Origin of the sequence: Cellulomonas sp. Y8 (assembly GCF_008033115.1) — a bacterium.
In the GTDB taxonomy this organism is placed as follows: Bacteria; Actinomycetota; Actinomycetes; order Actinomycetales; family Cellulomonadaceae; genus Cellulomonas.
In genome coordinates this window covers 559,339-584,372 of sequence record NZ_CP041203.1, presented here as the reverse complement: position 1 = coordinate 584,372, position 25,034 = coordinate 559,339, and the positions used below count along the sequence as shown (strand labels likewise).

The following is a 25,034-nucleotide window of genomic DNA, read 5'->3' as shown; positions in this document are numbered from 1 at the left end:
TCGAACCGTGCTCACGCTTCGCAGCCTCCTCCTTCGCCGCCGCGACGAGGCCCTCTAGGCCGGATCCTCGTCGCGGTGTTCGGTGCGCCGGCTGACCCCAGCACCCCGCGAAGCGAAGGACCCCCGATGAGCTATCACACCCGCACCGCCCAGCAGCCCTCCGGCATGCCGGTGCACAAGTACCGCCCGTTCGCCGACCAGATCCGGGTCGAGCTGCCGGACCGCACCTGGCCGACCAGGCAGATCAGCAAGGCCCCCCGCTGGTGCGCGGTCGACCTGCGCGACGGCAACCAGGCGCTGATCGAGCCGATGAACGCCGCCCGCAAGCTGGCGATGTTCGAGCTGCTGGTGCAGATGGGCTACAAGGAGATCGAGGTCGGCTTCCCGTCCGCCTCGCAGACCGACTTCGACTTCGTGCGGATGCTGATCGAGGAGGGTCGCATCCCCGACGACGTCGTCATCCAGGTGCTGACCCAGTCCCGCGAGCACCTGATCGAGCGGACCTACGAGGCCATCGCCGGCGCCAAGCAGGCGATCGTCCACCTGTACAACTCCACGTCGGTGCTGCAGCGGGAGGTCGTCTTCCGGTCCGACGAGGACGGCATCGTCGACATCGCCGTCTCCGGCGCCCGCCTGTGCAAGAAGTACGAGGAGAGCATCCCGGAGACCGAGGTGTTCTACGAGTACAGCCCGGAGTCGTACACCGGCACCGAGCTCGAGTTCGCGGTCCGGATCTGCAACGCCGTGCTGGACGTGTTCGAGCCGACCGCAGAGAAGCCGGTCATCATCAACCTGCCGGCCACCGTCGAGATGGCCACCCCCAACGTCTACGCCGACTCCATCGAGTGGATGGGCCGGCACCTGCGGTACCGCGAGAACGTCGTGCTGTCGCTGCACCCGCACAACGACCGCGGCACCGCCGTCGCGGCCGCCGAGCTGGGCTACCTGGCCGGCGCCGACCGCATCGAGGGCTGCCTGTTCGGCAACGGCGAGCGCACCGGCAACGTCTGCCTGGTCACCCTCGGCATGAACCTGTTCAGCCAGGGCGTCGACCCCGAGATCGACTTCTCCGTCGGGGGCGGCATCGACCACATCCGCCGGGTCGTCGAGTTCTGCAACCAGATGGCGGTCCCCGAGCGGCACCCGTACGGCGGCGACCTGGTGTTCACCGCCTTCTCCGGCTCGCACCAGGACGCCATCAAGAAGGGCCTGGACGCGATGGAGGCCCGGGCGGCGGCCGAGGGCGAGGACGTCGACGACATCGTCTGGGCCGTCCCGTACCTGCCGATCGACCCGAAGGACGTCGGCCGGTCGTACGAGGCGATCATCCGGGTCAACTCGCAGTCCGGGAAGGGCGGCATCAGCTACCTGATGAAGTCCGAGCGCGACCTGGACCTGCCGCGCCGCCTGCAGATCGAGTTCTCGCAGGTCGTGCAGCGGTACACCGACGCGCACGGCTCGGAGGTCACGGCCGACGTGCTGTGGCGGATCTTCACCGACGAGTACCTGCCCGTCGACGCCGCGTCCGACCTGGACGCCTGGGGCCGGTTCGCGCTCCGCGGCACCCGGACCACCAGCGCCGAGGAGGGCCCGGACACGCTCGCGGTCGACCTCGTCGACGGCGGGGTGGACCGCACCGTGGAGGCGTCCGGCAACGGCCCGATCGCGGCGTTCGTCGCCGCGCTCGACCAGGTCGGCGCCCGGGTGCAGGTGCTGGACTACGCCGAGCACGCCCTGTCCGCCGGCGGCGACGCCGCGGCCGCCGCGTACGTCGAGTGCGCGGTCGGGGACCGGACCCTGTGGGGCGTCGGGATCGACTCCTCCATCACCACCGCCTCGCTCAAGGCCATCATCTCGGCCGTCAACCGCGCCGAGCGCGAGGCTGCCGCCTCCCGCTGACCCGCGCGGGCCCCAGGACGGGGCCGGCGCCACCCCCGACCGGCCCCAGCGCCCGGTCCCGCCCGCCGCGCCCACCCGCGCGCGGCCGCGGGGCCGGGCGTCGCCGCGTCCGGGACGGGTGGCCGGCGCGGTCGTCAGGTCGCGTCAGGCCGGGAGTGGAAGATTGTGACGGACACGCCGACGGCGTGTCCGTCACAACCTTCCACTCCAGCGGGGGTGCGGCGTGAGGAGGTTCCGCGGGGGCGCGGCACGCGGTCGGCGAACAGGTGCGCGGTCCGGGGCGGTCGCAGGGGACAATACGACCGTGAGCCTCTACCGCGACGAGGCGATCGTGCTGCGCACCCACAAGCTGGGGGAGGCGGACCGGATCGTCACCCTGCTGACCCGCACCCACGGCAAGGTGCGCGCGGTCGGCAAGGGCGTCCGGCGCACCACCTCGCGGTTCGGCTCCCGGCTCGAGCCGTTCATGCACATCGACGTGCAGCTCAACACCGGCCGGAACCTCGACGTCGTCACCCAGGTCGAGACCCTCGGCGCGTACGGCCGGCCGGTGTGCGAGGACTACGCCCTGTACACCGCGGGCACCGTGATGCTGGAGACCGCCGAGCGCCTCGTCGAGGCCGAGCGCGAGCCCGCGCTGCAGCAGTACTGGCTGCTGGTCGGTGCCGTCCGCTCGCTGGCGTCCCGGGAGCACGCGCCCGGCCTGGTGCTCGACTCCTACCTGCTGCGCGCGCTCGCGATCGCAGGCTGGGCGCCGTCGTTCACCGACTGCGCCCGCTGCGGCCGGCCGGGACCGCACCACTCGTTCGCCGTCGCCCAGGGCGGCGCCGTCTGCACCTCCTGCCGCCCGCCGGGCGCGACCGCCCCGGCCCCGGAGACGTTCGAGCTGCTGTCCGCGCTGCTCGCCGGCGACTGGGCGGTGGCCGACGCGTCCGCCGAGCGGCACCGCAAGGAGGGCAACGGCCTGGTGTCCGCGTACTCCCAGTTCCACCTGGAGCGCACGCTGCGCTCGCTGCCGATGGTCGAGAGGATCTGATGCCGGTTCCGCCGCCCCCGCACCCGAGCGGGGCCCGCCCGCCCGTGCTGCCGAAGGAGCTCGTCCCGCAGCACGTCGCGATCGTCATGGACGGCAACGGCCGGTGGGCGAACGCCCGCGGGCTGCCGCGCACCGCCGGGCACGCCGCGGGCGAGGCGTCGCTGCTCGACGTCGTCGCCGGGGCCATCGAGATCGGCGTGAAGCACGTCTCGGCGTACGCGTTCTCGACCGAGAACTGGACCCGGTCCCCGGAGGAGGTCCGGTTCCTCATGGGCTTCAACCGGGACGTGCTGCGCCGCCGCCGGGACGTGATGAACGACTGGGGCGTCCGCGTGCGCTGGGCCGGGCGCCGCCCGCGGCTCTGGCGGTCGGTCATCTCGGAGCTGGAGGAGGCCGAGCGGCTGACCGTCGGCAACACCACCTGCACGCTCACGATGTGCGTGAACTACGGCGGCCGCGCCGAGATCGCCGACGCCGCCAAGGCGATCGCGCAGGACGTGGCGGCGGGCCGGCTCAAGGCCGACAAGGTCACCGAGAAGACGGTCCAGCGCTACCTCGACGAGCCCGACCTGCCGGACGTGGACCTGTTCCTGCGCTCCTCGGGGGAGCAGCGCACGTCGAACTTCATGATCTGGCAGGCCGCCTACGCCGAGCTGGTCTTCCTCGACGAGCCGTGGCCCGACGTCGACCGCCGGCACCTGTGGCGCGCGATCGAGACGTACGCGAGCCGCGACCGCCGCTACGGCGGCGCGGTGGACAAGCCGACCTCCGCCTGACCGGGGTCGCCGGTCCGTAGGTGGGCACGGCGTCTTCACCACGTCTCCCGGCCGTCCCCGCAGGTCCACCTACGCCCGCCACCCGGTGGGGCCGGGGGTGCCGCCGGGCTCCCTAGCGTCGCGCGCATGACTCGTCCCCGCCGCCCGCCCCGGGTCCAGGTGACCCCGGCCCAGGTGCTCGCGCTCCTGCTCGCGTTCCTGCTCGCGTCCGGCACGGGCGGCCTGCTGCTCGCCGGCACGCTCATGCCGGTCGCGGCGGCCGCGCGCAACGCCACCGAGCTCGGCGAGGAGATGCTGCAGGACCTGCCCGCGCACCTCGAGCGCCGTCCGCTGTCCCAGCGGTCCGTGATGACCGCCGCGGACGGCACGCCGTTCGCGGAGTTCTTCGCGGAGGACCGCGTGGTCGTGCCGCTGGACGCGGTGTCGGAGCACCTGCAGCACGCGGTGGTCGCGACCGAGGACCGGCGGTTCTTCGACCACGGCGGGATCGACCCGACCGGCATGGCCCGCGCCCTGGTGCAGAACCAGCTCACCGGGTCCCAGCAGGGCGCGTCGACGCTCACGCAGCAGTACGTGAAGAACGTGCTCATCGAGCGGTCCGCCCGCGTCGGCGACCACGCCGGGGTCGAGGCCGCGCAGGAGACCGACGGGGCCGAGGGCTACGCCCGCAAGCTCCGGGAGGCGCGGCTGGCGGTGGCGCTGGAGCAGGAGCTCACCAAGGAGGAGATCCTGGAGAGCTACCTCAACATCGCGCCGTTCGGCGTGGCGGTCTACGGCGCGGAGTCCGCCGCCCGGCGGTACTTCAGCAAGCCGGCGGCGGAGCTCGACCTGGTGGAGGCCGCGACGATCGCGGGGATCACCCGGAGCCCGAGCGCGCTCGACCCCACCCGGTCGCCGGCGGCCGCCGAGCGGCGCCGCAACACCGTGCTGATGCTCATGCACGACCAGGACTACATCACCGTCGAGGAGCACGACGCCGCGGTCGCCACCCCGATCGCGGACACCCTGCACGTCAGCGAGGCGCGCAGCGGCTGCATGGCGGCGGACGCCGCGATCCCGGGCTCGGGGTTCTTCTGCGACTACGTCACCCAGGTGATCCGGCACGACCCCGCGTTCGGCGAGACGCCGGAGGAGCGCGCCGACCTGCTGTACCGCGGGGGCCTGGTCATCACCACCACGCTCGACCCCCGCCTGCAGGCGCTCGCGGACGAGCAGGTCAAGGCGCGCGTGCCGGTGGGCGACCGCTCCGGCGTGGGGTCGGCCATGGTGGTCGTGGAGCCGGGCACGGGCGGGGTCGTCGCGATGGCGCAGAACCGCACCTTCGACAACACCGCCGAGGCGGGCGGGTCCGCGGTGTCGGTGAACTACAGCACGTCGTACTCCTACGGCGGGTCGGGCGGGTTCGCGCCGGGGTCGACGCTCAAGCCCTTCACGCTCCTGGAGTGGCTGGAGCAGGGGAACGACCTCGGCCGCACCGTCGACGGCACCGCGCGCACGCTGAACACGAACCAGTTCACCGCGTGCGGGTCGCGGCTGCCGAGCCAGACGTGGCCGGTGCGCAACTCCGAGGGCGGCGCCGGCGCGATGTCGGTGCTCCAGGCGACCCAGCGGTCCGTGAACCTCGGCTACCTGTCGATGGCGATGCAGCTCGACCTGTGCGACATCATGCAGGGCGCGGCCGACCTGGGCGTCACGCAGTCCTCGGCCGGGCGCGAGGGCGAGCCGTTCGGGGCCTACGCGGCGAACGTCCTCGGCTCGGAGTCGACCTCGCCGCTCGCCCTCGCCGGGGCGTACGCGGCGTTCGCCGCCGACGGGCTGTTCTGCACCCCGGTGGCGGTGAGCGGCGTGCGGGACCCGTCCGGCGCCGCGCTGCCGGTGCCGGACGCCGGGTGCTCGCAGGCGGTCGACCCCGAGATCGCCGCCACGATGAACCACGCCCTCGGTCACGTGTGGCAGGGCACCGGGCGGTCGCTCGGGACGCCGGGGTACGCGGCGGCGGGGAAGACCGGCACCACGAGCCGCAACGAGCAGACCTGGTTCGTCGGCTACACGCCCCGGCTGGCCGCGGCCACCTGGGTGGGGTACCCGGACTCGTTCTCCCCGATGCAGAACCTGGTGATCAACGGCCGGCGGCACCAGCACGTCTACGGCGCCACGATCGCGGGCGTGGCCTGGAAGGGGTTCATGGACGCGGCGCTCGCGGACGGGAAGCCGAACCCGGCGTTCACGCCGGTGACCGACCGGGCCCGGCTGGGCCGGTCGTCCTCGGTGCCCTCGGTGGTGGGCCTGGACCGGGACGCCGCGGTCGAGGTGCTGCGGCGGGCCGGGTTCGAGGCGGTGGTCGGTGGCAGCACGGCGTCCGACCTACCGGCCGGGGTCGTCGCGAGCCAGAGCCGGATCGGCAGCGCGGAGCCGGGGTCGCGGATCACGCTCTACCCGTCGCGGGGCGGCGGGGGAGGCGCGCCGCTGGACGGCACGGAGGAGGACGGCGCGGAGGAGGACGGCTGACGGGAGCGGGCCGCGCCCGTGGGTCAGACCAGCTGCTCCGCGGGTGCCGCGTCGGCGGCCGGCTCCCCGCCGGCGGCCGTGCGCGCGGCGCGGGACCGGCGGCGGAGCACCGCCCAGGTCAGCAGCGCGGCGAGCACCACCAGCACCGCCGCCAGGCCCCACGGGGACGCGGTCGCGATCCGGACGGCCGCCCACACCGCGCCGAGCCCGACGGTGCCCCAGACGAAGGCCCACGCCACGCTGCCGGGCACCGACGCGGCGAGGAACCGGGGGTAGGGCATCCGCACCAGCCCCGAGCCGACGAACACCGCCGTCTGCACGCCGACGGTCAGGTACGCGAGGACCACCGCGAACGGACCGAACCGGTGCACGAGGCCCAGCCCGCGCCGGGCGGTCGGGGTGCGCATGAGGCGCTGGACGTGGGCACGGGCGACGCCGCCGCGGGCGGTCGTGGCGTCGTCCGCGTCCGCCGCGTCGCCCTCGGCGCCCGGCACCCGGTCGGCGAGCCGCGCGGCCCCCGACGTCACCCCCCGGCCGACCCAGTAGAACAGGTGCGAGCGCGCCATGACGACGACGAACAGCCCGGCGATGACGGCCCAGAACGGCCACCCGCCCATCCCGTACGCCGCCGCCGTGTCGCTCACCCGTCCGAGTCTACGAGTGAGGTCAGCCTGACCTCGTCGGGACGAAGGTCCCGAGCGGACCCCCGGCGCCGGGGTGCTAACCTCTCCGCGAACCTGAGTTCACACAGGGTTGTTACCCGCCGTCGTCGCGGGGCAAGACCTGAGCCGCAGCGATGCGCCTCAGGTCTTTTTTTGTGCCCGGACGGCGTCGGCTCTCGACGAGGAGTACGACATGACGTCCGCGACGACGCGCGACAGGGCCGAGGAGATCATCCGGGCGGTCGGAGGACCGGCCAACGTCCGCGCCCTGACGCACTGCGCCACCCGGCTGCGCTTCGAGCTGCGCGACGCCTCGGTGGTCGACCAGCAGGCCGTGGAGGCCGTGCCCGGCGTGATGGGCGCCGTGCCGCAGTCCGGCGACCGCTACCAGGTGGTCGTCGGCGGGGCGGTGCAGACGGTGTTCACCCAGATCATGGGCCTGCCCGAGATGGCCGGCGTCGGCGCCGGCCGGCAGTCCGACGCCGACGTGAAGGCCGCGGCGCGGTCGAAGGCGCGCGGCAAGGTCGCGTGGCTCGACGCGGTGTTCGAGTACCTGTCCGACTCGTTCCGCCCGCTGCTCGGCGTGCTGCTCGGCGCCTCGCTGATCATCGCGTTCGCCGCGGTGCTCGACGCGCTGGGCGTGGTCGACTTCCGCGCCGACGACAAGCCCGCCACCTGGGTGTTCGTCGACGCGATGTGGCGGGCGGTGTTCTACTTCCTGCCGATCATGGTCGCGTACAACGCGGCGAAGAAGCTGCAGGTCGACCCGTGGCTCGGCGCCACGGTCATGGCCGCCGTGATGACGCCGAACTTCCTGTCCCTGACGGACGCGGCGACGACGGTGTGCACCACCAACGCCACCCTCGGCACCACGGCCTGCGTGGCGGACGTGTTCGGGCTGCCGATGCAGCTCAACGACTACGGCGGCCAGGTGTTCGTGCCGCTGATCATGGTCGCGGTGCTCGCCCCGCTGTACCGCGGGCTCAAGCGGGTGTTCCCCGAGAACATCCAGATGGTGTTCGTGCCGTTCCTGTCGATGGTCGTGATGATCCCGGTCACCGCGTTCCTGCTCGGCCCGCTCGGCATCTGGCTCGGCTCCGGGCTCGGCGACGGCCTGGCGTGGCTGAACGGCAACGCCCCGATCGTGTTCGCCATCGTGATCCCGCTGATCTACCCGTTCCTGGTGCCGCTGGGCCTGCACTGGCCGCTGAACGCGCTGATGCTGGTCAATCTCAACACCCTGGGCTACGACTTCATCCAGGGCCCCATGGGCGCGTGGAACTTCGCCTGCTTCGGCGCGACCGCCGGCGTGCTCGTGCTCGCGGTGCGCGACAAGGACGTGCAGATGCGCCAGACCGCGACCGGCGCGCTCGCCGCCGGCCTGCTCGGCGGCATCTCGGAGCCCTCGTTGTACGGCATCCACCTGCGGTTCAAGCGGATCTACCCGCGGATGCTCGTCGGCTGCCTCACCGGCGGCGTCATCATCGGCGTGCTGGGCGGCGTCGACACCAACGCCTTCGCGTTCACCTCGCTGCTGACCATCCCGGTGTTCAGCCCGATCCCGGTGTACCTGATCGCGATCGCCGCGGCGTTCGCGGTGTCGATGGTGCTCGTGATCGTGTCCGACTACCGCACGCCGGAGCAGCGGGCCGAGGCCCGCGCCGCCCGGGAGCAGGCGGAGGCGGACCTGGCGCTGGAGTCGGCGTCCGTCTCCGCCCCCGTCGCGGCGACGGTGGGGGCCGGTGCGCCGGCGGCCGGCCCGGTCGCCGCGGCGCCCGCCGCCCCGGCCGCGCCCGCCGCCCCGGCCGCCCCCACGGCCGCCGTCCTGGCGCCCGTGGCCGGCGAGGTCGTCCCGCTCGCCGAGGTCGACGACCCGGTGTTCGCGTCGAAGGCGCTCGGCGAGGGCGTCGGCGTGGTCCCGTCGGACGGCGTGGTCGTGGCCCCGGTCGCGGGCGAGCTGCTGACGGTCGCCGACACCGGGCACGCGTTCGGGCTGAAGACCGCCGACGGCGTCGAGGTGCTGGTGCACGTCGGCATCGACACGGTGAAGCTCGCGGGCACCGGCTTCGAGGTCGCCGTCCGCAAGGGCGAGCACGTGGCGGCGGGGGACCGGCTGGTGACCGTCGACCTCGGCGTCGTCCGCGAGGCCGGCTACGACACCACGACGCTGGTCACGGTCGTCAACGCCCGGGCCCTCGCGCGCGTCGAGCCGCGGCCGGCCGGTACCGTCGCCCGGGGCGCGGTCGTCGTCGACGTCGAGCCCTGACCGCCCGGGCGGGGCCGCGCCCGACCGCGCGGCCCCGCCCGGACACCCCGACCACCCGAGCCCCGGCGAGGAGCGACGTGGACATCCTCCGCGTGTTCAACAACAACCTGGTCCTCGCGCGCGACGAGGACGGCTCCGAGGTGATCCTCACCGGCCGGGGCCTCGGCTTCCAGGCCCGCCCGGGCGACCTCGCGGACCCGGAGCGCATCGTCCGCGTGTTCCGCCCCGACGACGGCCGGGACCCGGACCACCTGGCGGGGCTGCTCGCGGGCATCCCGCCGGAGCACGTCCAGCTGGTCGGCGACGCGCTGACCGAGGTCGGCCTCCAGGCGGTCGCCGGCCGCCCGGCGCTCGTCGTCGCGATGGCGGACCACGTCAGCTTCGCCCTGGCGCGGGCCGAGGCCGGGCAGGCCGTCGAGTACCCGCTGCTCGCCGAGGTCACCAACCTGTACGCCGACGAGCACGCGCAGGCCCTGCGGCTGCTGGAGGCGATCAACACCCGCGTGGTCACGCCGCTGCCGCCGACGGAGGCGGTCGGCCTGGCGCTGCACCTGGTCAACGCCGGGTTCGCCACCGGCGACCTCGCGTTCAGCTACACGATGACCGGGCTGATCCAGCAGTTCCTGGACGTGGTCGCCGGCGCGCACGGGGTCGCGCTCGAGGCGGGCGGGGTGAGCGTCGGGCGGTTCGTCACCCACCTGCGGTACCTGTTCGTGCGGGTGCACCAGCGCCGGCAGCTCGACGACGCGAAGCACTCGGCCGTGGGCGACGCGATCCGCGCGACCTACCCGGAGGCGGTCGACACCGCCGACCGGCTCGCGCGGCTCGTCGAGGTCCGGCTGCAGGCGTCCCTGACCCCGGACGAGGTCGCGTACCTGGCGCTGCACGTCGCCCGCGTGGTCCAGGACGCGCAGCAGCCGGCCTGACACGACGGCGACGGCGGGCTCAGCGGGCCGCCGGCAGCTCCACGTCGTCCGGCAGCTCCGGGTGCGGGTCGTGCGGGGCCTCGTCGCCGCGCCGCGCCAGCAGCGGCCGCGTGACCGCCGCGACCGCGTACAGCCCGATCGCCAGCAGCACGATCGTCGCGCCCGGCGGGATGTCCTCCCAGTACGTGATGGACAGCCCGACGACGCTGACCGCGACGCCGATGCCCGACGCGAGGGCCATGACCCGCGAGAACGAGCCGGCCACGAGCTGCGCGACCGCCACCGGGACGATCATCAGCGCGCTCACCAGCAGCAGCCCGACGACGCGCATCGCGATCGTGACCGTGAGCGCCGACATCGCGGCGACCACCATGTTGAGCGCGGTCACCGGCAGCCCCGAGCCGCGGGCGAACTCCTCGTCGTGGCTCACCGCGAACAGCACGTGCCGCAGGCCGAGCCCGACGAGCAGCACGCCGACGGCGAGGCCCGCGGTCCACCACAGGTCGCCGGTCGACACGGTGGAGATCGAGCCGAACAGGTAGGACACCAGGTTGGCGTTCGTGCCGCCGGCCAGCTTGATGAGCAGCACGCCGCCGGCGATGCCGCCGTAGAACATCAGCGCGAGCGCCAGGTCGCCGGAGGTGCGGCCGCGGGCGCGCACCCACTCGATCGCGACCGAGCCGATCAGCGCGGCGACCACGGCGCCCGGGATCGCGAGCGCGTCCTGGGGGACCAGGCCCGCCCAGGTGCCGACCAGCCAGCCGAGCGCGACGCCGGTGAGCGCGACGTGGCCGAGCCCGTCGCCCATCAGCGCGAGCCGGCGCTGCACGAGGAACGTACCGACCACGGGCGCGGCGGCGCCGACCAGCACGGCCGCGATGAGCGCGCGCTGCATCAGGGGGGACGACAGCATCGCCCCGAGCGTCTCGAACCACGTCACGGCAGGACCTCCATGGACAGCCCCGTGCCCGGGTCCGGCGGGGGCGGGTCGGCGTGCGGGTGGGTGTGCTCGTGCTCGGGGCCGGCGTGCTCGCCACGCGGGGTCGGCGGTGGGCCGTCGTAGACGACCCGGCCGTGCCGCAACGCGACCGCGCGGTCGATCAGGCCGGCGAACGAGCCGAGCTCGTGCAGGATCACCAGGACGGTGCCGCCCTGCTCGTGCAGCCGGCGGACCGTGGCGACGAACGTCTCCTGGGTCGGCAGGTCGATCCCGGAGGTCGGCTCGTCGAGCACCAGCAGGTCGGGCTGACGGACCAGCGCGCGGGCGATGAGCACCCGCTGCTGCTGGCCGCCCGACATCTGCAGCACCGAGCGGCGCGCGTGCCGGGCCATGCCGACCTCCTCCAGGGCGGCGAGCGCCCGCTTCCGGGCGTCGCGCGGCGGTCGGAGCGTGCGGCCGTGCACCAGGCCGGACATCACGACCTCGAGCGCGGTCGCCGGGACGCCGCCGCCGGCCGGCAGCCGCTGCGGGACGTAGCCGACGCGCTCCCACGGGACGCCGTCGCCGAGCGCGCCGCCGAGCAGCCGGACCTCGCCCGCGGTGCGCGGCGCGATGCCCAGCAGGGCCCGCACCAGCGTCGACTTCCCGGAGCCGTTCGCGCCGAGCAGGGCGACGACCTCGCCGCGATCGACCCGCAGGTCGACGCCGGACAGGATCTGGTGGCCGCCGAGGACGACGTCGACGCCGGTGGCGAGGACCGCGGGCTCGGGCGCGGTGGTGTCGGTCACGAGCACGAGAGTGCCGTACGGAGGGTCTCCAGGTTGGCCCGGGCGACCGAGACGTAGTCCTGCGTGTCGTCCGTCAGGCCCTCCAGCGGGTCGAGCACCGCGGTGTCGACGCCCAGCTCGTCGGCGAGCGTCTCGGCGACCTTCGGGCTGGCGAGCGTCTCGAAGAAGATCGTGGACACGCCCTCGTCCTGCACGACCTTCCCGACCTCGGCCAGGCGCGCCGGCGACGGCTCGCCCTCGGGGTCGACGCCGGAGATCCCGACCTGCTCCAGGTCGTACCGCTCGGCCAGGTAGGAGAACGCCTCGTGCGTGGTGACGATCGTGCGGCTCTCGCACGACGCCAGGCCCGTGGAGTACTCGGCGTCGAGGTCGGCCATCGTCTGGGCGAACGCCTCGGCGTTGGCCTGGAACTCGTCGGCGTGGTCGGGGTCGATCTCGGCCAGCTGCGCGGCGACGTCGTCGGCGACCGCGGGCAGCCGGGTGGGGTCGAGCCAGAAGTGCGGGTCGAGCGAGCCGTGGTCGTGGTCGCCGTGGCCGTCCGCTTCCTCCTCTCCGTCCTCGCTGTGCTCGGCGGCGTGCAGCTCGGTGTCCTGAGCCGCGTCCACGACGTGCGCCGGCGGGTTCGCGTCCACCGCGTCGTCCACGGCGGCCTGGAACTCCGACAGGTACACGACCAGGTCGGCGCGGCCCACCTCGTCCACCTGGGCGGGGGAGAGCTCGAGGTCGTGCGGCTCGGCCCCGGGGGGCGTCAGCGTGTCGACGGACACGAGGTCGCCGCCGACCTGCTGCGCCACGTACTGCAGCGGGTAGAACGAGGCCAGCACCGCGATGCCGTCGCCGTCGCCGGACCCGCCGCCGGAGCCGCCCGAGCCCGGGGAGGAGCAGGCGGACAGGGCGAGGACGACCCCCGCGGACACGGCGAGGGGCAGGGTGCGACGACGGGGCATGCCTCCATCATCGGACTGTTGAGAACGAGTGTCAAAACCGCGAGGCGACGCGCCCGTCCGAGGTGCGGCGTCGCCGGTCACGGGCGGGCGCGGCCCGGTAGCCTGTCGGACGATCCCTCCCTCCGCGCCACCCAGGCGCGCAGGACCCCGGCACCAGGAGCACTCACCGTGGCAGCACCGTCCCGTCTCGACTCCGTCGTCTCCCTCGCCAAGCGGCGCGGCTTCGTCTTCCAGAGCGGCGAGATCTACGGCGGTTCCCGCTCCGCGTGGGACTACGGGCCGCTGGGCGTCGAGCTCAAGGAGAACATCAAGAAGCAGTGGTGGCGCACGGTCGTGCAGTCGCGCGACGACGTCGTCGGCCTCGACTCCGCGGTGATCCTGCCCCGCCAGGTGTGGGTGGCCTCCGGCCACGTCGGCGTGTTCACCGACCCCCTGACGGAGTGCCTGCACTGCCACAAGCGGTTCCGCGAGGACCACATGCTCGAGGAGTACGAGGAGAAGAAGGGCCGCGCGCCCGAGAACGGCCTGGCCGACATCGCCTGCCCGAACTGCGGCACCCGCGGCCAGTGGACCGAGCCCCGCGACTTCAACATGATGCTGAAGACGTACCTCGGCCCCGTCGAGGACGAGTCCGGCCTGCACTACCTGCGGCCCGAGACCGCCCAGGGCATCTTCGTGAACTTCGCCAACGTGCTGACCACGGCCCGCAAGAAGCCGCCGTTCGGGATCGGCCAGATCGGCAAGTCGTTCCGCAACGAGATCACCCCCGGGAACTTCATCTTCCGGACCCGCGAGTTCGAGCAGATGGAGATGGAGTTCTTCGTCGAGCCCGGCACCGACGAGACCTGGCACCAGTACTGGATCGACCAGCGCACCGACTGGTACGTCGACCTGGGCATCTCCCGCGAGAACCTGCGGCACTACGAGCACCCGGCCGAGAAGCTGTCGCACTACTCCAAGCGCACCGTCGACATCGAGTACAAGTTCGGGTTCAGCGGCTCCGAGTGGGGCGAGCTCGAGGGCATCGCGAACCGCACCGACTTCGACCTGTCGACGCACAGCAAGCACTCCGGCCAGGACCTGTCGTACTTCGACCAGACCAAGGACGAGCGCTGGGTGCCGTACGTCATCGAGCCGGCCGCGGGCCTGACCCGGTCGCTCATGGCGTTCCTCATCGAGTCCTACGCCGAGGACGAGGCGCCGAACGCCAAGGGTGGCGTCGACAAGCGCACCGTGCTGAAGCTCGACCCGCGCCTCGCGCCGGTCAAGGCCGCCGTGCTGCCGCTGTCCCGCAACGAGGCCCTGTCGCCCAAGGCGCGCGACCTCGCCGCGGAGCTCCGCAAGTCCTGGAACGTCGACTTCGACGACGCCGGCGCCATCGGCCGCCGGTACCGCCGCCAGGACGAGATCGGCACCCCGTTCTGCATCACGGTCGACTTCGACACGCTCGAGGACCAGGCCGTCACGATCCGGCACCGCGACGACATGACCCAGGAGCGGGTCGCGCTCGACCAGGTGACCGGCTACCTCGCGCAGCGGCTCGTCGGGGCCTGACCCCTGGGCCTCTCGCACGGCCACGCGCACGGCGCGGGTCCCGCCCCCGACGTCACCGTCGGGAGGCGGGCCCGCGCCGTCGTCGTCGTGCTGCTCGGCGTCGCGCTGCTCGCGACCGTGGCCGGGCTCGTGGCGCTCTGGCCGCGCGAGGACGCGCCGACGCTGCAGACCACGCCCGACGGGTCGTCGTACGTCGAGGTGACCGCCACCGACGTCGACCTGCTCGCGGACGCGGAGACCGGGCCGGCGCTGCTCGCGGAGACCGACGACGGCACGTCGATCACCGTGCAGGTCGCGCCCGAGTACCTCGACGTCATCGAGGCGGGGGACCGGATCCGGGTGCTGACGCTGCCGCAGGCCGGGGGTGCGGCGCCGTACGTGTTCGTCGACCTGGTGCGCGGGCCGCCGATGGCGCTGCTCGCGGCCGTCATGGGCGTGCTCGTGCTGGCGGTGGCGCGGCTGCGCGGGCTCGGGGCGCTGGCGGGGCTGGTGGTGTCGGTCGGCGGCGTGCTGTGGTTCACGGTGCCCGCGCTGCTGACCGGCGGTCCGCCGCTGCCCGTCGCGCTGGTCACCGCGTCGGCGCTCATGTTCGTGCTGCTCTACCTGGCGCACGGGGTGTCGATCCGGACGTCGACGGCGCTGCTCGGCACCCTCGGCGGGCTGCTGGCGACGGGCGCGCTCGCCGCCTGGGCCACCGGGGCGACGCACCTGACGTTCCTGAGCGGCGAGTACGCGCTGGACCTGCGGGCCAACGCCCCGCTCGCGGACCTGCAGGGCATCTTGCTGTGCGGCATCGTGCTCGCCGGGCTGGGCGTGCTCAACGACGTGACGATCACCCAGGTGTCGGCGGTGTGGGAGATCCGGGCGCTGTCGCCGGCCGCCTCCCGGCGGGACCTGTTCCGCGGCGGCATGCGGATCGGGCGGGACCACATCGCGTCGACGGTGTACACCGTGGCGTTCGCGTACCTCGGCGCGGCGCTGCCGCTGATCCTGCTCGTGGCGATGTCGGACCGGACGCTGCTCGACACGCTGACGAGCGGGGAGATCGCGGAGGAGGTCGTGCGGACGCTGGTCGGCTCGATCGGCCTGGTGCTGGCGATCCCGCTGACGACCGCGATCGCCGCGGCCCTGGCCGCGCCCCCGGCGGCGCTCGCCGCGGGGGAGCCGGCGAGCGACCAGGACGCCGCCGCCCCGACGCCTGATCCCGACGGCCTGACCCCGACGGCCTGACCCCGCCCTCTCGCCCGACCACGCCCGCTCCTCGCCGAGATGGCAACTCTCGGCTGTGCGAGGCGCCCCGGTCACAGCCGAGAGTTGCCATCTCGGCGGATGTGGTTCTGGGCGAGAACTCTGGTGGCACGAGTAGTTGATCTGTTACGGTACTCGACATGACACAGGCACCCGACCGCCCGGCCGCGGGGTCGGACGCGTTCGCCGCCGACCTGCTGCGAGGGCACACCGACACGATCGTGCTCGGGGTGCTGCGCCGCACCGACCGGTACGGCTTCGAGGTCTACAAGGCCATCCGCGACGCGACCGGCGGCCAGCACGAGATCAAGGAGGCGACGCTGTACGCCTCGTTCCGGCGGCTCGCCCGCGACGGCCTCGTCGAGGCCTACTGGGGCGACGAGTCCCAGGGCGGCCGCCGCAAGTACTACCGGATCACCGACGCCGGGCGCGCCGTGTACCGCCGCAACGTCGCCGACTGGCGCGCCACCCAGCAGATCATCAACACGCTCCTGGACCTCGAGGAGGGCCCGCGATGAGCACCACCGTCGACACGAGCATCCACCGCGCGCTGGACCGCGCGTTCGCCGCGGCGCCGGCCTCGGACGAGGCGCAGGACCTCAAGGAGGAGGTGCGCGCCAGCCTCATGGCCCGCGCCGCCGACCTCGAGGCCGCCGGCGCGGCCCCCACGGAGGCGGCCCGCACGGCCCTGGCCGAGATCGGCGACCTGCGCGACGTCGTCGCCGCGGTGGCCGACGCCCCGGCGGACGACGCGGGGTACGCCGCGCTGCTGTCCGCGCACCGGGTCCGGCCGCGGCCCGCGTTCGTCGTGCGGATCACGCTCGCCGCCGTCGTGCTGGCGGGTGCGGCGGCTCTGGTGGCGCTGGTCGCGACCGGCGTGCTGGCGTGGTCGGTCGGGGCGGGGGCGGCGCTCGGGGTGGTCGCCGGGCTGGCGACCGGGGTCGTCGTCGCCGACGCGCTGCGCCAGGAGACGACGCAGAACTACCCGCTGCCCGGCGGGCGCGCGCTGGGCTTCGGCGCCGCGGGCGCGGCCGTGGTGACGGCCCTCGGGCTCGGCGGGCTGTTCGCGACCGACGTCGGCCGCGTCTGGCTCGCGGTCGCGGCCGGGGTGCTGCTCGTCGCCGGCGTGCTCGGGTTCGTGGTCCTCGGCGTGACGCAGACCAACCGGCACAAGCCGTGGACCGTCGAGCTCGGGCGGCAGGCCGCGGGCCAGGACCGGTTCACGCGGGAGCCGGAGGCGGCGGCGCGGTTCGGCATCTACTCCGCGGCGCTCGGGCTCGTCGCGGTCCTGGCGTTCGTGGTGCTGACGATGACGGTCGGGCTGGCGTGGTCGTGGCTCGCGCTGGCCGCGGCGGTCCCGCTGTACTTCCTCCTCCTGGCCCGCATGCTCTTCCCGGCGTCCGCCGGCGCGCGCGGCTCCGCCGCCTGACGTCGAGGTAGGACCTCCGCGTCGAGGTAGGACCGTCTGCGGCCCTACCTCGCGCGGACGGTCCTATGTCGGCGGGTGGAGCGGCTCGGCGGCATCGGCCTCCGTGACCGCGTGGACGTGGGCGTAGGCGTGGGTGTCCGGGGCCGCGTGCCGGGCCGGGGCGGCGCCCGCGCGGGTGACCACCAGCGCGGCGATGCCGGTCGTCAGCGGGATCGCGAGCACCAGGCCGATCGACGACACCATGGTCCGCACGATCTCCTCCGCGAACTCCCCGGACGTCAGCGTCGGCCCGAGCGGCAGGCCGTACAGCTCGAGCAGCAGCAGCACCGGCAGCGCGGCCCCGGTGTAGGCGAACGCGATCGTGTAGACCGTCGACGCGATGTGGTCCCGGCCGATCCGCATCCCGCCGCGGAACAGCTCGCCCCGCGTCGCCGCGGGGGGAGACCGCCCGCAGCTCCCACACCGCCGACGCCTGGGTGATCGTCACGTCGTTCAGCACGCCGAGCCCGGCGAGCACCAGCCCGCAGAGGAACAGCCCGCGCAGCGACGTCGCCCCGCTCTCGCCGAGCAGCTGCGCCAGCCGGTAGGAGTCCTCGCTGCTCACCCCCGACAGCCGGGCCCACTCCGCCCCGAGGATGCCGAGCCCGGTCGTCGCCGCGAGCCCGGCCAGCGTGCCGAGCAGCGCCGCCGAGGTCCGGAGCGACAGCCCGTGCGCCAGGTACAGCACGACCGCCATGATCAGCGTCGACGCGCTCAGCGCCACCACCACCGGGTTCTCCCCGCGGACCAGGGCCGGCAGCACGTACACCCCGATCAGCGCGAACGCGATGAGCAGCCCGATCAGCGCGCGCAGCCCCCGGCCGCGCGCCACCAGGATGATCGCGAGCGCGAACACCAGCGCGATCGACACCAGCGGGAGCGTGCGGTCGTAGTCGTGCCAGGCCCAGACCTCGTCGTCGGAGCCGCTCGCCGGGTAGTGCTCGACCAGGATGCGGGTGCCGGCGGGCACCTGGTCCGCGGGTGGTGGACGCCGTGGCCCACACCTGGACGTCGCGCCCCTGCTCCGGCCCGCTGGTGACGGTGGCGTGCACCCGGAGGCAGGCCACCTCGTCGGGGATCGTGCCGTCGGGCAGCCGGTCCTCGACCGTGCCCTGGCACTGCTCGACGGACGTGCCGGTGACCGTCGCCGTCGGGTAGTCGATCGCGACGTCGCTGATCTGCCGGGCGGTCGACGGCTCGCCGTGCGGCCAGGTCAGCGCCATGCCGACGGCGGCGGCCAGCACGAGCGGCAGCAGGATCGCGGCGATGACGCGGCGGGTGCGCAGGGCGGCGGGGGGAGGGCACGGGGCGATTCTGCCGGGTGCGCGGGGATCGCGCCGCGGGCCGTGCCGGCGGGGCGCCGACCGGCCCGACGCGGGGTCCGCCCGCGCCGTGGGGGACAATCGAGGCATGACCGCTCCCTCCACCGTCGACCCGGCCGCCCCCACGGCCGAGGGGCACGTGCTCCCGCCGCTGCGCATCGGACCGCTCACGATCGACACGCCCGTGGTGCTCGCGCCGATGGCCGGCGTGACGAACGCGGCGTTCCGCCGGCTGTGCCGCGAGTCGGGCGCCGGGCTGTACGTCGCGGAGATGGTGACGTCGCGGGCGCTGGTCGAGCGCGGCGAGGAGTCGATGCGGATCATCTCGCACGCACCGGACGAGAAGCCGCGCTCCGTGCAGGTCTACGGCGTCGACCCGGCGACGGTGGGCGCGGCGGTGCACCTCATCGCGTCCGAGGACCGCGCCGACCACGTCGACCTCAACTTCGGCTGCCCGGTGCCCAAGGTGACCCGGCGCGGCGGCGGCTCCGCGCTGCCGTGGAAGCGCGAGCTGTTCGAGTCGATCCTGAAGGCGGCCGTCGACGCGGCGCGGCCCTACGGCGTCCCGGTCACGGTCAAGATGCGCAAGGGCATCGACGACGACCACCTGACCTACCTCGAGGCCGGCCTCGTCGCGCAGGACCTCGGCGTCGCCGCGGTCGCGCTGCACGCCCGCACCGCCGAGCAGTACTACTCCGGCACCGCGGACTGGTCGGCGATCGCGCAGCTGAAGGAGACCGTCACCGACATCCCGGTGCTCGGCAACGGCGACATCTGGTCCGCGGAGGACGCCGTGCGCATGGTCCGGGAGACCGGCTGCGACGGCGTCGTCGTGGGACGCGGCTGCCAGGGGCGGCCGTGGCTGTTCGCCGACCTCGCGGCCGCGTTCGCCGGCTCGCCGGAGCGGATCACGCCGGGCGCGCGGTACGTCGCGCAGGTCATCCGGCGGCACGCCGAGCTGATGGTCGAGGCGTTCGGGGACGAGGGCAAGGCGCTGCGTGAGCTCCGCAAGCACATGGCCTGGTACTGGAAGGGCTACGTGGTCGGGGGCGAGCAGCGCGCGGCGCTGGGCCTGGTGTCGAGCCTCGCGGAGCTCGACGACCGGCTCGCCGCGCTCGACCTGGACCAGCCGTACCCGGGCGAGGCGGCGGAGGGCCAGCGCGGCCGCGCCGGGACCCCGAAGCGCCCGCACCTCCCGGACGGCTGGCTGGACAGCCGCGACCTCTCGGAGGACTTCCGCCGCGGCCTGGCGGAGGCCGAGCTGAGCGTCAGCGGCGGCTGACGCCGCCGCGCCCACACACACCCTCGCCGAGCGGGCACTCGATGTCCCCATCGGACGCCGCGAGGGGACATCGAGTGCCCACTCGGCGTGCGTGGAGCGTGGGTCGGGAGCGCGTGGGGTGGTCGTGGGGCCGTGAGGTGGTCGCGGAGTGCGGGAGTCCGGGTCAGGCGCGGGTGACCGCGACGCGGGTCGCGAGAGCGCGCACGACCTCCGCGCTCGCGTGCGGGGCGCCCAACGACTGCGTCCCGACCGCCAGGGCGCCCGCCGCGCTGGCCCACGCCAGGGCCTCCGGCGTGGGGAGGCCCGCCAGGGTCGCCGCCAGGAGGCCCGACAGGAACGCGTCGCCCGCCCCGTTGGTGTCGACGACCGCGTCGGCCGGCGCCGCGCCGACCTCCCAGAACCCGCCCGCGTCCAGCGCCAGGGCGCCCCGCGCGCCGCGGGTGCACACGGCCAACCGCGCGCCGCCGGCCACCCGGGCCCGCAGGTACGCCACCGGGTCCGCGAGTCGGGCCTCGGACACCAGCAGCACGTCGGCCCCGTCCGCGAACGGCCGCTGGAACTCCGCCACACCGTCGTCGTCGTGCACGTCGCACCAGACCGGCACCCCGGCCTCCCGCGCGGCGGCCAGCACCGGGATCGACAGCTCCGCGAGGTCCACGACCGCCGCCCGCGCGCCGGCGAGCCCGGCCCGCGCGTCGACCGCGACCCCCGGCGACGGCAGCGTCAGGTACACCGACACCCGCCCGCCGTCCGCGGCCATGAGGTTGACGTGCCGCTCGGTCCGCCCGTCGCGCGCCGGCACCGCGTCGAGTGCGATCCGCGGGTGGTCGAGCGCCGTCCGCACCGCGTCCCCGAGCGCGTCCGCGCCCAGCACCGTCCGCAGCCGCACGTCGACGCCCAGCGCGGCCAGCGTCACCGCCTTGCCCGCGGACGTCCCCCCGAGCCCGTCGTGGTGCCCGGACGCGAACAGCGTCTGCGAGCGCGCCTCGGGCAGCGCGTCGAGCCGGACCAGCGTGTTCCAGGAGGCGGGCCCCACGACGACGACGGGGCCGCCCCCGTGCGCGGGGGCGGCCCCGTCGGGGTGCGTCACGGCGTCAGCGCGCCCGGAGCCAGACGGTGGTGTCGCCGGGCAGCTCGGCGCCGACCGGGGCGTCGCCCGGCAGGCCGGAGGCCAGCAGCACCTCGGCGCCGGCGGGCAGCGCGACCGGGGAGGAGCCCAGGTTCGCGACGACGACGACCGAGCCGTTGCGCACGGCGATGACGTCCTCGTCGTCCTGGAACTCCGGCTCCCAGGACGCCCCGCCGAGGCCGAGCTTCTCGGCCCGGCGCAGGCGCAGCGCGGCGCGGTACAGCTCGAGGGTCGAGCCCTCGACGCCGTCCTGCGCGTCGGCGGCGAACGCGGCCCACTCCGCGGGCTGCGGCAGCCACGTCCTCCCGTTCGGCGAGTAGCCGAAGCCCGGGGCGTCGGCCTCCCAGGGCAGCGGGACGCGGCAGCCGTCGCGGCCCTTCTCGGCACCCTGGGTGCGGAAGAACGCCGGGTCCTCGCGGACCTCGTCGGCGAGCGCGGTGTGCTCGGGCAGGCCGAGCTCCTCGCCCTGGTAGACGTACGCGGAGCCCGGCAGGCCGAGCATGAGGAGCGAGGCGGCGCGGGCGCGGCGCAGGCCGAGCTCGGCGTCGGGCTGCTCGTCCTCGGCGCCGATGCCGTTGGGCCGCGACGACGGGTCGGCGAGGCCCAGGCGGGAGGCGTGCCGGACGACGTCGTGGTTCGACATCACCCAGGTCGTCGGGGCACCGACGGTGTCGTTGACCTGGTACGACGCGGCGATGACCTTCTTCAGCGCGGGCGCGTCCCAGCCGGTGGCGAGGAACGCGAAGTTGAACGCCTGGTGCATCTCGTCGGGGCGGACGTACCGGGCCAGGCGGCTCAGCGGCTCGACCCAGGCCTCGGCGACGAGCATCCGGTCGCCGTCGTACTCGTCGAGGACCTCGCGCCACGCGCGGTAGATCTCGTGCACGCCGTCCTGGTCGAACATCGGGCCCTGGTTGCCGGAGCCGGAGACGGCGTCGCTGTCGTCGGCCCCCTCGATCATCGAGACATGGCCGTCCCAGTCGGGCAGCCCCTCGGCCTTGACCATGCCGTGCGCGACGTCGACCCGGAATCCGTCGACCCCGCGGTCCAGCCAGAACCGCAGCACGCCCTCGAACTCCTCGCGGACCTCGGGGTTCGACCAGTCGAGGTCGGGCTGCTTGGAGTCGAACAGGTGCAGGTACCACTGGCCGTCGTCGACGCCGTGCTGCTCGGGGGTGAGCCGGGTCCAGGCCGGGCCGCCGAAGATGGAGCCCCAGTTGTTCGGCGGCTCGGTGCCGTCGACGCCGCGGCCCTCGCGGAAGAGGTACCGCGCGCGCTCGGGGGAGCCCGGGGGCGTCTTCAGCGCCTCGGCGAACCACACGTGCTCGTCGGACGAGTGGTTCGGGACCAGGTCGACGACGACCTTGAGGCCGAGCGCGTGCGCGCGCTCGAGCAGCGCGTCGAAGTCGGCGAGCGTGCCGAACAGCGGGTCCACGTCCCGGTAGTCGGCGACGTCGTAGCCCGCGTCCGCCTGCGGGGACTTGTAGAACGGGGACAGCCAGACCGCGTCCACGCCCAGCGCCGCCAGGTGGTCGAGCCGCGCGGTGATCCCCGGCAGGTCGCCGATGCCGTCGCCGTCCGCGTCCGCGAAGGACCGCGGGTACACCTGGTAGATCACCGCGTCCCGCCACCACGGGCCGTCGACGGGGCCGGGCTCGTGCACGACCTCCGGGGCGGGGCGGGAGATCGGCTGCTGGTCGAGCTGGGTCACGCTGGTCCTCCGGGAGAAGCGGGTGCAGAGCTGGTGGAGCCGCGCACGATGAGCTCCGGGTGGAACAGGAGCTCGGTGCGCGACGTGGGGGTGCCGTTGATCTCCGCCATGAGCGCGGAGACGGCGGCCTGGCCATCGCCTGGACGGGCTGGCGCACCGTCGTCAGCGGCGGGTCGGTGAAGCCGATCAGCGGCGAGTCGTCGAAGCCGACGACCGACACGTCCTCCGGGACGCGCAGGCCGCGGGACCGCGCGGCGCGGATCACGCCGAGCGCCATGAGGTCGGACCCGCAGATGATCGCGGTGTGGCCCGAGTCGATGAGCTCGTGCGCCGCGGTGGCGCCGCCCTCGACCGTGAACAGGGTGGTGTTGACGTGCGGCGCGGCGTCCTCGACGCCGAGCTGCGCGCGGAGCTGGTCCGCGAACGCCTGCCGCTTGCGGGCGGCCGGCACGAACCGCTCGGGGCCGATCGCGAGGCCGATGCGCCGGTGGCCGAGGGCGACCAGGTGCCGCACGGACAGCTCGATCGCGACGGAGTCGTCGGTCGCGATGCTCGGGGCGTCGACCGCCTCGGCCCGGCCGTTGACGAGCACGATCGGCAGCCCGCGCCCGCGCAGCGCGTGGTAGCGCTCCACCGACGCCTGCGTGTCCGCGTGCAGACCCGAGACGAACAGGATCCCGGCCACGTCGTGGTCGAGCAGGATCTCGACGTACTGGTCCTCGGTGGTGCCGCCCGGCTGCTGCGCGCACAGCAGCGGGGTGTACCCCCGCTGGGTCAGCATGGACTCCATCGCCTGGGCCATCGCCGGGAACACCGGGTTCGACAGCTCGGGCACCACGAGGCCGACCAGGCCCGCGGGCCGGGTGCGGAGCTTCTCGGGCCGCTCGTAGCCGAGCACGTCGAGGGCGGCCAGCACAGCCTGCCTCGCCTGCGAGGAGACGCCGGGCTTGCCGTTGAGGACGCGGGAGACGGTCGCGGTGGAGACGCCGGCCTGCTCGGCCAGGTCGGTGAGGCGTGTGCGCACGGTCGCGAGCGTAGAGGGCACCGTCGCCTCCTCGTCGTCGTTGTCGTCATCCGATCGGGGCAGCTTCGTCCCCTCGGGTCGGAGAGCACTGTAACCGATGCCTGAAAGTTACCGTAACGGCTTGCAACGAGGCCCGGAAGTTGATGACCGTCCGGGTCATCGAGCCAGCGCCGGCGGTGCCGGGGTCTGCTCGCACCGCCCCTTCTGACGCTGGGAGACACCCTGATGCGACGGAGCATCCCCGCCCTCGCCACGACGGCCGTCCTCGCGCTCGCCCTCGCGGCGTGCTCGAGCTCGGACGCGCCGTCCGACGCCACCTCCGACAGCCCCGCCGCCGACTCCGGCGCCGAGGGCACCCTGACGATGTGGGTCGACGACACCCGCATCGACTCCATGCGACCCGTCGTCGAGGCCTTCACCGAGGAGTCCGGCGTCGACGTCGACCTCGTCCAGAAGGCCACGGGCGACATCGGCCCCGACTTCGTGACCCAGGTCCCGACCGGCGAGGGCCCGGACATCATCGTCTCGGCCCACGACGGCCTCGGCGAGTGGGTCAACAACGGCGTGGTCGCGCCGATCGAGCTCGGCGACAAGGCCGACGAGTTCGCCGACTCCGCGGTCCAGGCCATGGCCTACGACGGCCAGACCTACGGCGTGCCGATCTCGATCGAGAACATCGCGCTCGTGCGCAACAACGCGCTGCTGGCCGACACCCCGGCCACCACGTTCGACGAGCTCGTCGCGCAGGCGCAGACCGCGGGCACCGACTTCTCCGTGCTGATCCAGCAGGGCGAGGAGTCCGACCCGTACCACCTGTACCCGCTGCAGACCTCGTTCGGCGCCCCGGTATTCGAGCAGGCCGCGGACGGCTCCTACACGGACACCCTGGCGCTCGGCGGCGACGCCGGCCACGCGTACGCCCAGTACCTGGCCAAGCTCGGCCAGGAGAAGGTCCTCGACCTGTCGGTCGACGGCGACAAGGCCAAGCAGGCGTTCCTGGACGGCCAGGCGCCGTACATCGTCACCGGCCCGTGGAACACCTCGGCGTTCGAGGAGGCCGGCATGGACATCTCCGTCCTCCCGGTCCCGTCGGCCGGCGGCCAGCCCGCGCAGCCGTTCGTGGGCGTGCAGGGCGTGTTCATCTCCGCGAAGTCGGCCAACCCGGTCCTCGCCAACGAGTTCGTGGTCAACTACCTGACCACCGAGGCGGCGCAGGACGCGCTGTACGAGGCCGGCGGCCGCCTGCCGGCGCTGACCGCCTCCGCGGACAAGGTCGACGACCCGGTCCTCCAGGGCTTCAACGACGCGGGTGCCACCGGCGCGCCGATGCCCGCCATCCCCGCGATGAGCTCGGTGTGGTCCTTCTGGGGCGCAACCGAGGCGCAGATCGTCGGCGGCCAGACGGCCGACCCGGCCGGCGCGTGGGACGCGATGGTCCAGAACATCCAGGACGCCATCGACGGCTGATCGTCTCCGCGACCGCCGGGGTGCCCACGAGGCGCCCCGGCGGTCGCTCCGCTCTTCCCCCCATCCCGCAGCACCAGCACC

Annotated in this window: 19 protein-coding genes and 2 pseudogenes; 12 read left to right on the top strand and 9 right to left on the bottom strand. The window is 74.1% G+C overall.

The window, feature by feature from the left end:
* The first annotated feature begins 126 nt into the window (after window positions 1-126).
* The 4 genes from leuA (at window position 127) to FKM96_RS02615 (ending at window position 6,219) form a co-directional block, all read left to right on the top strand.
* Window positions 127-1,899, top strand: a complete 1,773-nt coding sequence (gene leuA, locus FKM96_RS02630; protein ID WP_147793923.1) for a 2-isopropylmalate synthase — start codon at window positions 127-129, stop codon at window positions 1,897-1,899.
* 304 nt (window positions 1,900-2,203) lie between these two features.
* Window positions 2,204-2,935, top strand: a complete 732-nt coding sequence (gene recO, locus FKM96_RS02625) for a DNA repair protein RecO (RefSeq protein ID WP_147793922.1) — start codon at window positions 2,204-2,206, stop codon at window positions 2,933-2,935.
* Window positions 2,935-3,711 (top strand): isoprenyl transferase, encoded by a 777-nt coding sequence (locus FKM96_RS02620; protein ID WP_147793921.1) that lies wholly within the window; start codon window positions 2,935-2,937, stop codon window positions 3,709-3,711. The genes recO and FKM96_RS02620 overlap by 1 nt, the downstream gene beginning before the upstream one ends.
* A gap of 126 nt (window positions 3,712-3,837) precedes the next feature.
* A complete protein-coding gene (locus tag FKM96_RS02615; RefSeq protein ID WP_147793920.1) occupies window positions 3,838-6,219 on the top strand; it encodes a penicillin-binding protein in 2,382 nt (793 codons plus the stop codon).
* Window positions 6,220-6,242: 23 nt separating this feature from the next.
* Here the strand turns inward: FKM96_RS02615 and FKM96_RS02610 are convergent, their stop codons facing one another.
* Window positions 6,243-6,863 (bottom strand): DedA family protein, encoded by a 621-nt coding sequence (locus FKM96_RS02610; protein WP_246855163.1) that lies wholly within the window; start codon window positions 6,861-6,863, stop codon window positions 6,243-6,245.
* Window positions 6,864-7,074: 211 nt separating this feature from the next.
* On the opposite strand from FKM96_RS02610, the gene FKM96_RS02605 reads away from it, so the two are divergent.
* A complete protein-coding gene (locus FKM96_RS02605; RefSeq protein WP_147793919.1) occupies window positions 7,075-9,147 on the top strand; it encodes a glucose PTS transporter subunit IIA in 2,073 nt (690 codons plus the stop codon).
* 77 nt (window positions 9,148-9,224) lie between these two features.
* Window positions 9,225-10,073 (top strand): PRD domain-containing protein, encoded by an 849-nt coding sequence (locus FKM96_RS02600; protein ID WP_147793918.1) that lies wholly within the window; start codon window positions 9,225-9,227, stop codon window positions 10,071-10,073.
* Between the two features lie 19 nt (window positions 10,074-10,092).
* Here FKM96_RS02600 and FKM96_RS02595 read toward each other — a convergent pair whose 3' ends face one another.
* The 3 genes from FKM96_RS02595 to FKM96_RS02585 are packed head-to-tail and all read right to left on the bottom strand — an operon-like array spanning window position 10,093 to window position 12,748.
* Window positions 10,093-10,986, bottom strand: a complete 894-nt coding sequence (locus FKM96_RS02595) for a metal ABC transporter permease (RefSeq protein WP_217615863.1) — start codon at window positions 10,984-10,986, stop codon at window positions 10,093-10,095.
* Between the two features lie 23 nt (window positions 10,987-11,009).
* Window positions 11,010-11,801, bottom strand: a complete 792-nt coding sequence (locus tag FKM96_RS02590; RefSeq protein ID WP_147793916.1) for a metal ABC transporter ATP-binding protein — start codon at window positions 11,799-11,801, stop codon at window positions 11,010-11,012.
* A complete protein-coding gene (locus FKM96_RS02585; RefSeq protein WP_147793915.1) occupies window positions 11,798-12,748 on the bottom strand; it encodes a metal ABC transporter substrate-binding protein in 951 nt (316 codons plus the stop codon). Before FKM96_RS02585 ends, FKM96_RS02590 begins: the two co-directional genes overlap by 4 nt.
* A 168-nt stretch (window positions 12,749-12,916) precedes the next feature.
* Here FKM96_RS02585 and FKM96_RS02580 point away from each other — a divergent pair, with 168 nt between their 5' ends.
* The 4 genes from FKM96_RS02580 (at window position 12,917) to FKM96_RS20495 (ending at window position 16,979) form a co-directional block, all read left to right on the top strand.
* The gene (locus tag FKM96_RS02580) at window positions 12,917-14,302 is read left to right on the top strand and encodes a glycine--tRNA ligase (protein WP_147793914.1); all 1,386 of its coding nucleotides are present in this window, start codon (window positions 12,917-12,919) and stop codon (window positions 14,300-14,302) included.
* Between the two features lie 87 nt (window positions 14,303-14,389).
* Window positions 14,390-15,532 (top strand): YibE/F family protein, encoded by a 1,143-nt coding sequence (locus FKM96_RS02575; protein WP_246855162.1) that lies wholly within the window; start codon window positions 14,390-14,392, stop codon window positions 15,530-15,532.
* A 158-nt stretch (window positions 15,533-15,690) separates the two neighbouring features.
* Entirely contained in the window at window positions 15,691-16,068 is a 378-nt protein-coding gene (locus tag FKM96_RS02570; RefSeq protein WP_147793912.1) for a PadR family transcriptional regulator, read from the top strand.
* Window positions 16,065-16,979, top strand: a complete 915-nt coding sequence (locus FKM96_RS20495; protein WP_168216847.1) for a permease prefix domain 1-containing protein — start codon at window positions 16,065-16,067, stop codon at window positions 16,977-16,979. Before FKM96_RS02570 ends, FKM96_RS20495 begins: the two co-directional genes overlap by 4 nt.
* A 63-nt stretch (window positions 16,980-17,042) precedes the next feature.
* Here FKM96_RS20495 and FKM96_RS21800 read toward each other — a convergent pair whose 3' ends face one another.
* Complete coding sequence (locus tag FKM96_RS21800; protein ID WP_256375950.1) at window positions 17,043-17,381, bottom strand: YibE/F family protein; 339 nt, start codon at window positions 17,379-17,381, stop codon at window positions 17,043-17,045.
* A 97-nt stretch (window positions 17,382-17,478) separates the two neighbouring features.
* Window positions 17,479-17,850: pseudogene (locus tag FKM96_RS21795) on the bottom strand (YibE/F family protein); the annotation flags it as partial.
* Window positions 17,851-18,428: 578 nt separating this feature from the next.
* On the opposite strand from FKM96_RS21795, the gene dusB reads away from it, so the two are divergent.
* Window positions 18,429-19,622, top strand: coding sequence for a tRNA dihydrouridine synthase DusB (gene dusB / locus FKM96_RS02555; RefSeq protein ID WP_147793911.1), 1,194 nt, complete (start codon window positions 18,429-18,431; stop codon window positions 19,620-19,622).
* Window positions 19,623-19,785: 163 nt separating this feature from the next.
* On the opposite strand, the gene FKM96_RS02550 is transcribed toward dusB, so the two are convergent.
* From FKM96_RS02550 to FKM96_RS02540, 3 genes and pseudogenes are all read right to left on the bottom strand, one after another.
* Window positions 19,786-20,712, bottom strand: a complete 927-nt coding sequence (locus FKM96_RS02550) for a carbohydrate kinase family protein (RefSeq protein ID WP_147793910.1) — start codon at window positions 20,710-20,712, stop codon at window positions 19,786-19,788.
* 4 nt (window positions 20,713-20,716) lie between these two features.
* Entirely contained in the window at window positions 20,717-22,462 is a 1,746-nt protein-coding gene (locus FKM96_RS02545) for a glycoside hydrolase family 13 protein (protein WP_371300478.1), read from the bottom strand.
* Window positions 22,459-23,486: pseudogene (locus tag FKM96_RS02540) on the bottom strand (LacI family DNA-binding transcriptional regulator). The gene FKM96_RS02545 and the pseudogene FKM96_RS02540 overlap by 4 nt, the downstream one beginning before the upstream one ends.
* Window positions 23,487-23,711: 225 nt before the next feature.
* Here FKM96_RS02540 and FKM96_RS02535 point away from each other — a divergent pair.
* On the top strand, window positions 23,712-24,953 hold the full coding sequence (locus FKM96_RS02535) for a maltose ABC transporter substrate-binding protein (protein WP_147793909.1): 1,242 nt from the start codon (window positions 23,712-23,714) through the stop codon (window positions 24,951-24,953).
* Window positions 24,954-25,034 lie beyond the last annotated feature (81 nt).

Coding starts and splice junctions, on each gene's coding strand:
- FKM96_RS02620 (WP_147793921.1), top strand. CDS start 2,935: ATGCCGGTTCCGCCGCCCCCGCACCCGAGCGGGGCCCGCCCGCCCGTG.
- FKM96_RS21800 (WP_256375950.1), bottom strand. CDS start 17,381: ATGCGGATCGGCCGGGACCACATCGCGTCGACGGTCTACACGATCGCG.
- leuA (WP_147793923.1), top strand. CDS start 127: ATGAGCTATCACACCCGCACCGCCCAGCAGCCCTCCGGCATGCCGGTG.
- FKM96_RS02615 (WP_147793920.1), top strand. CDS start 3,838: ATGACTCGTCCCCGCCGCCCGCCCCGGGTCCAGGTGACCCCGGCCCAG.
- FKM96_RS02585 (WP_147793915.1), bottom strand. CDS start 12,748: ATGCCCCGTCGTCGCACCCTGCCCCTCGCCGTGTCCGCGGGGGTCGTC.
- FKM96_RS20495 (WP_168216847.1), top strand. CDS start 16,065: ATGAGCACCACCGTCGACACGAGCATCCACCGCGCGCTGGACCGCGCG.
- FKM96_RS02605 (WP_147793919.1), top strand. CDS start 7,075: ATGACGTCCGCGACGACGCGCGACAGGGCCGAGGAGATCATCCGGGCG.
- FKM96_RS02535 (WP_147793909.1), top strand. CDS start 23,712: ATGCGACGGAGCATCCCCGCCCTCGCCACGACGGCCGTCCTCGCGCTC.
- dusB (WP_147793911.1), top strand. CDS start 18,429: ATGACCGCTCCCTCCACCGTCGACCCGGCCGCCCCCACGGCCGAGGGG.
- FKM96_RS02595 (WP_217615863.1), bottom strand. CDS start 10,986: ATGCTGTCGTCCCCCCTGATGCAGCGCGCGCTCATCGCGGCCGTGCTG.
- FKM96_RS02570 (WP_147793912.1), top strand. CDS start 15,691: ATGACACAGGCACCCGACCGCCCGGCCGCGGGGTCGGACGCGTTCGCC.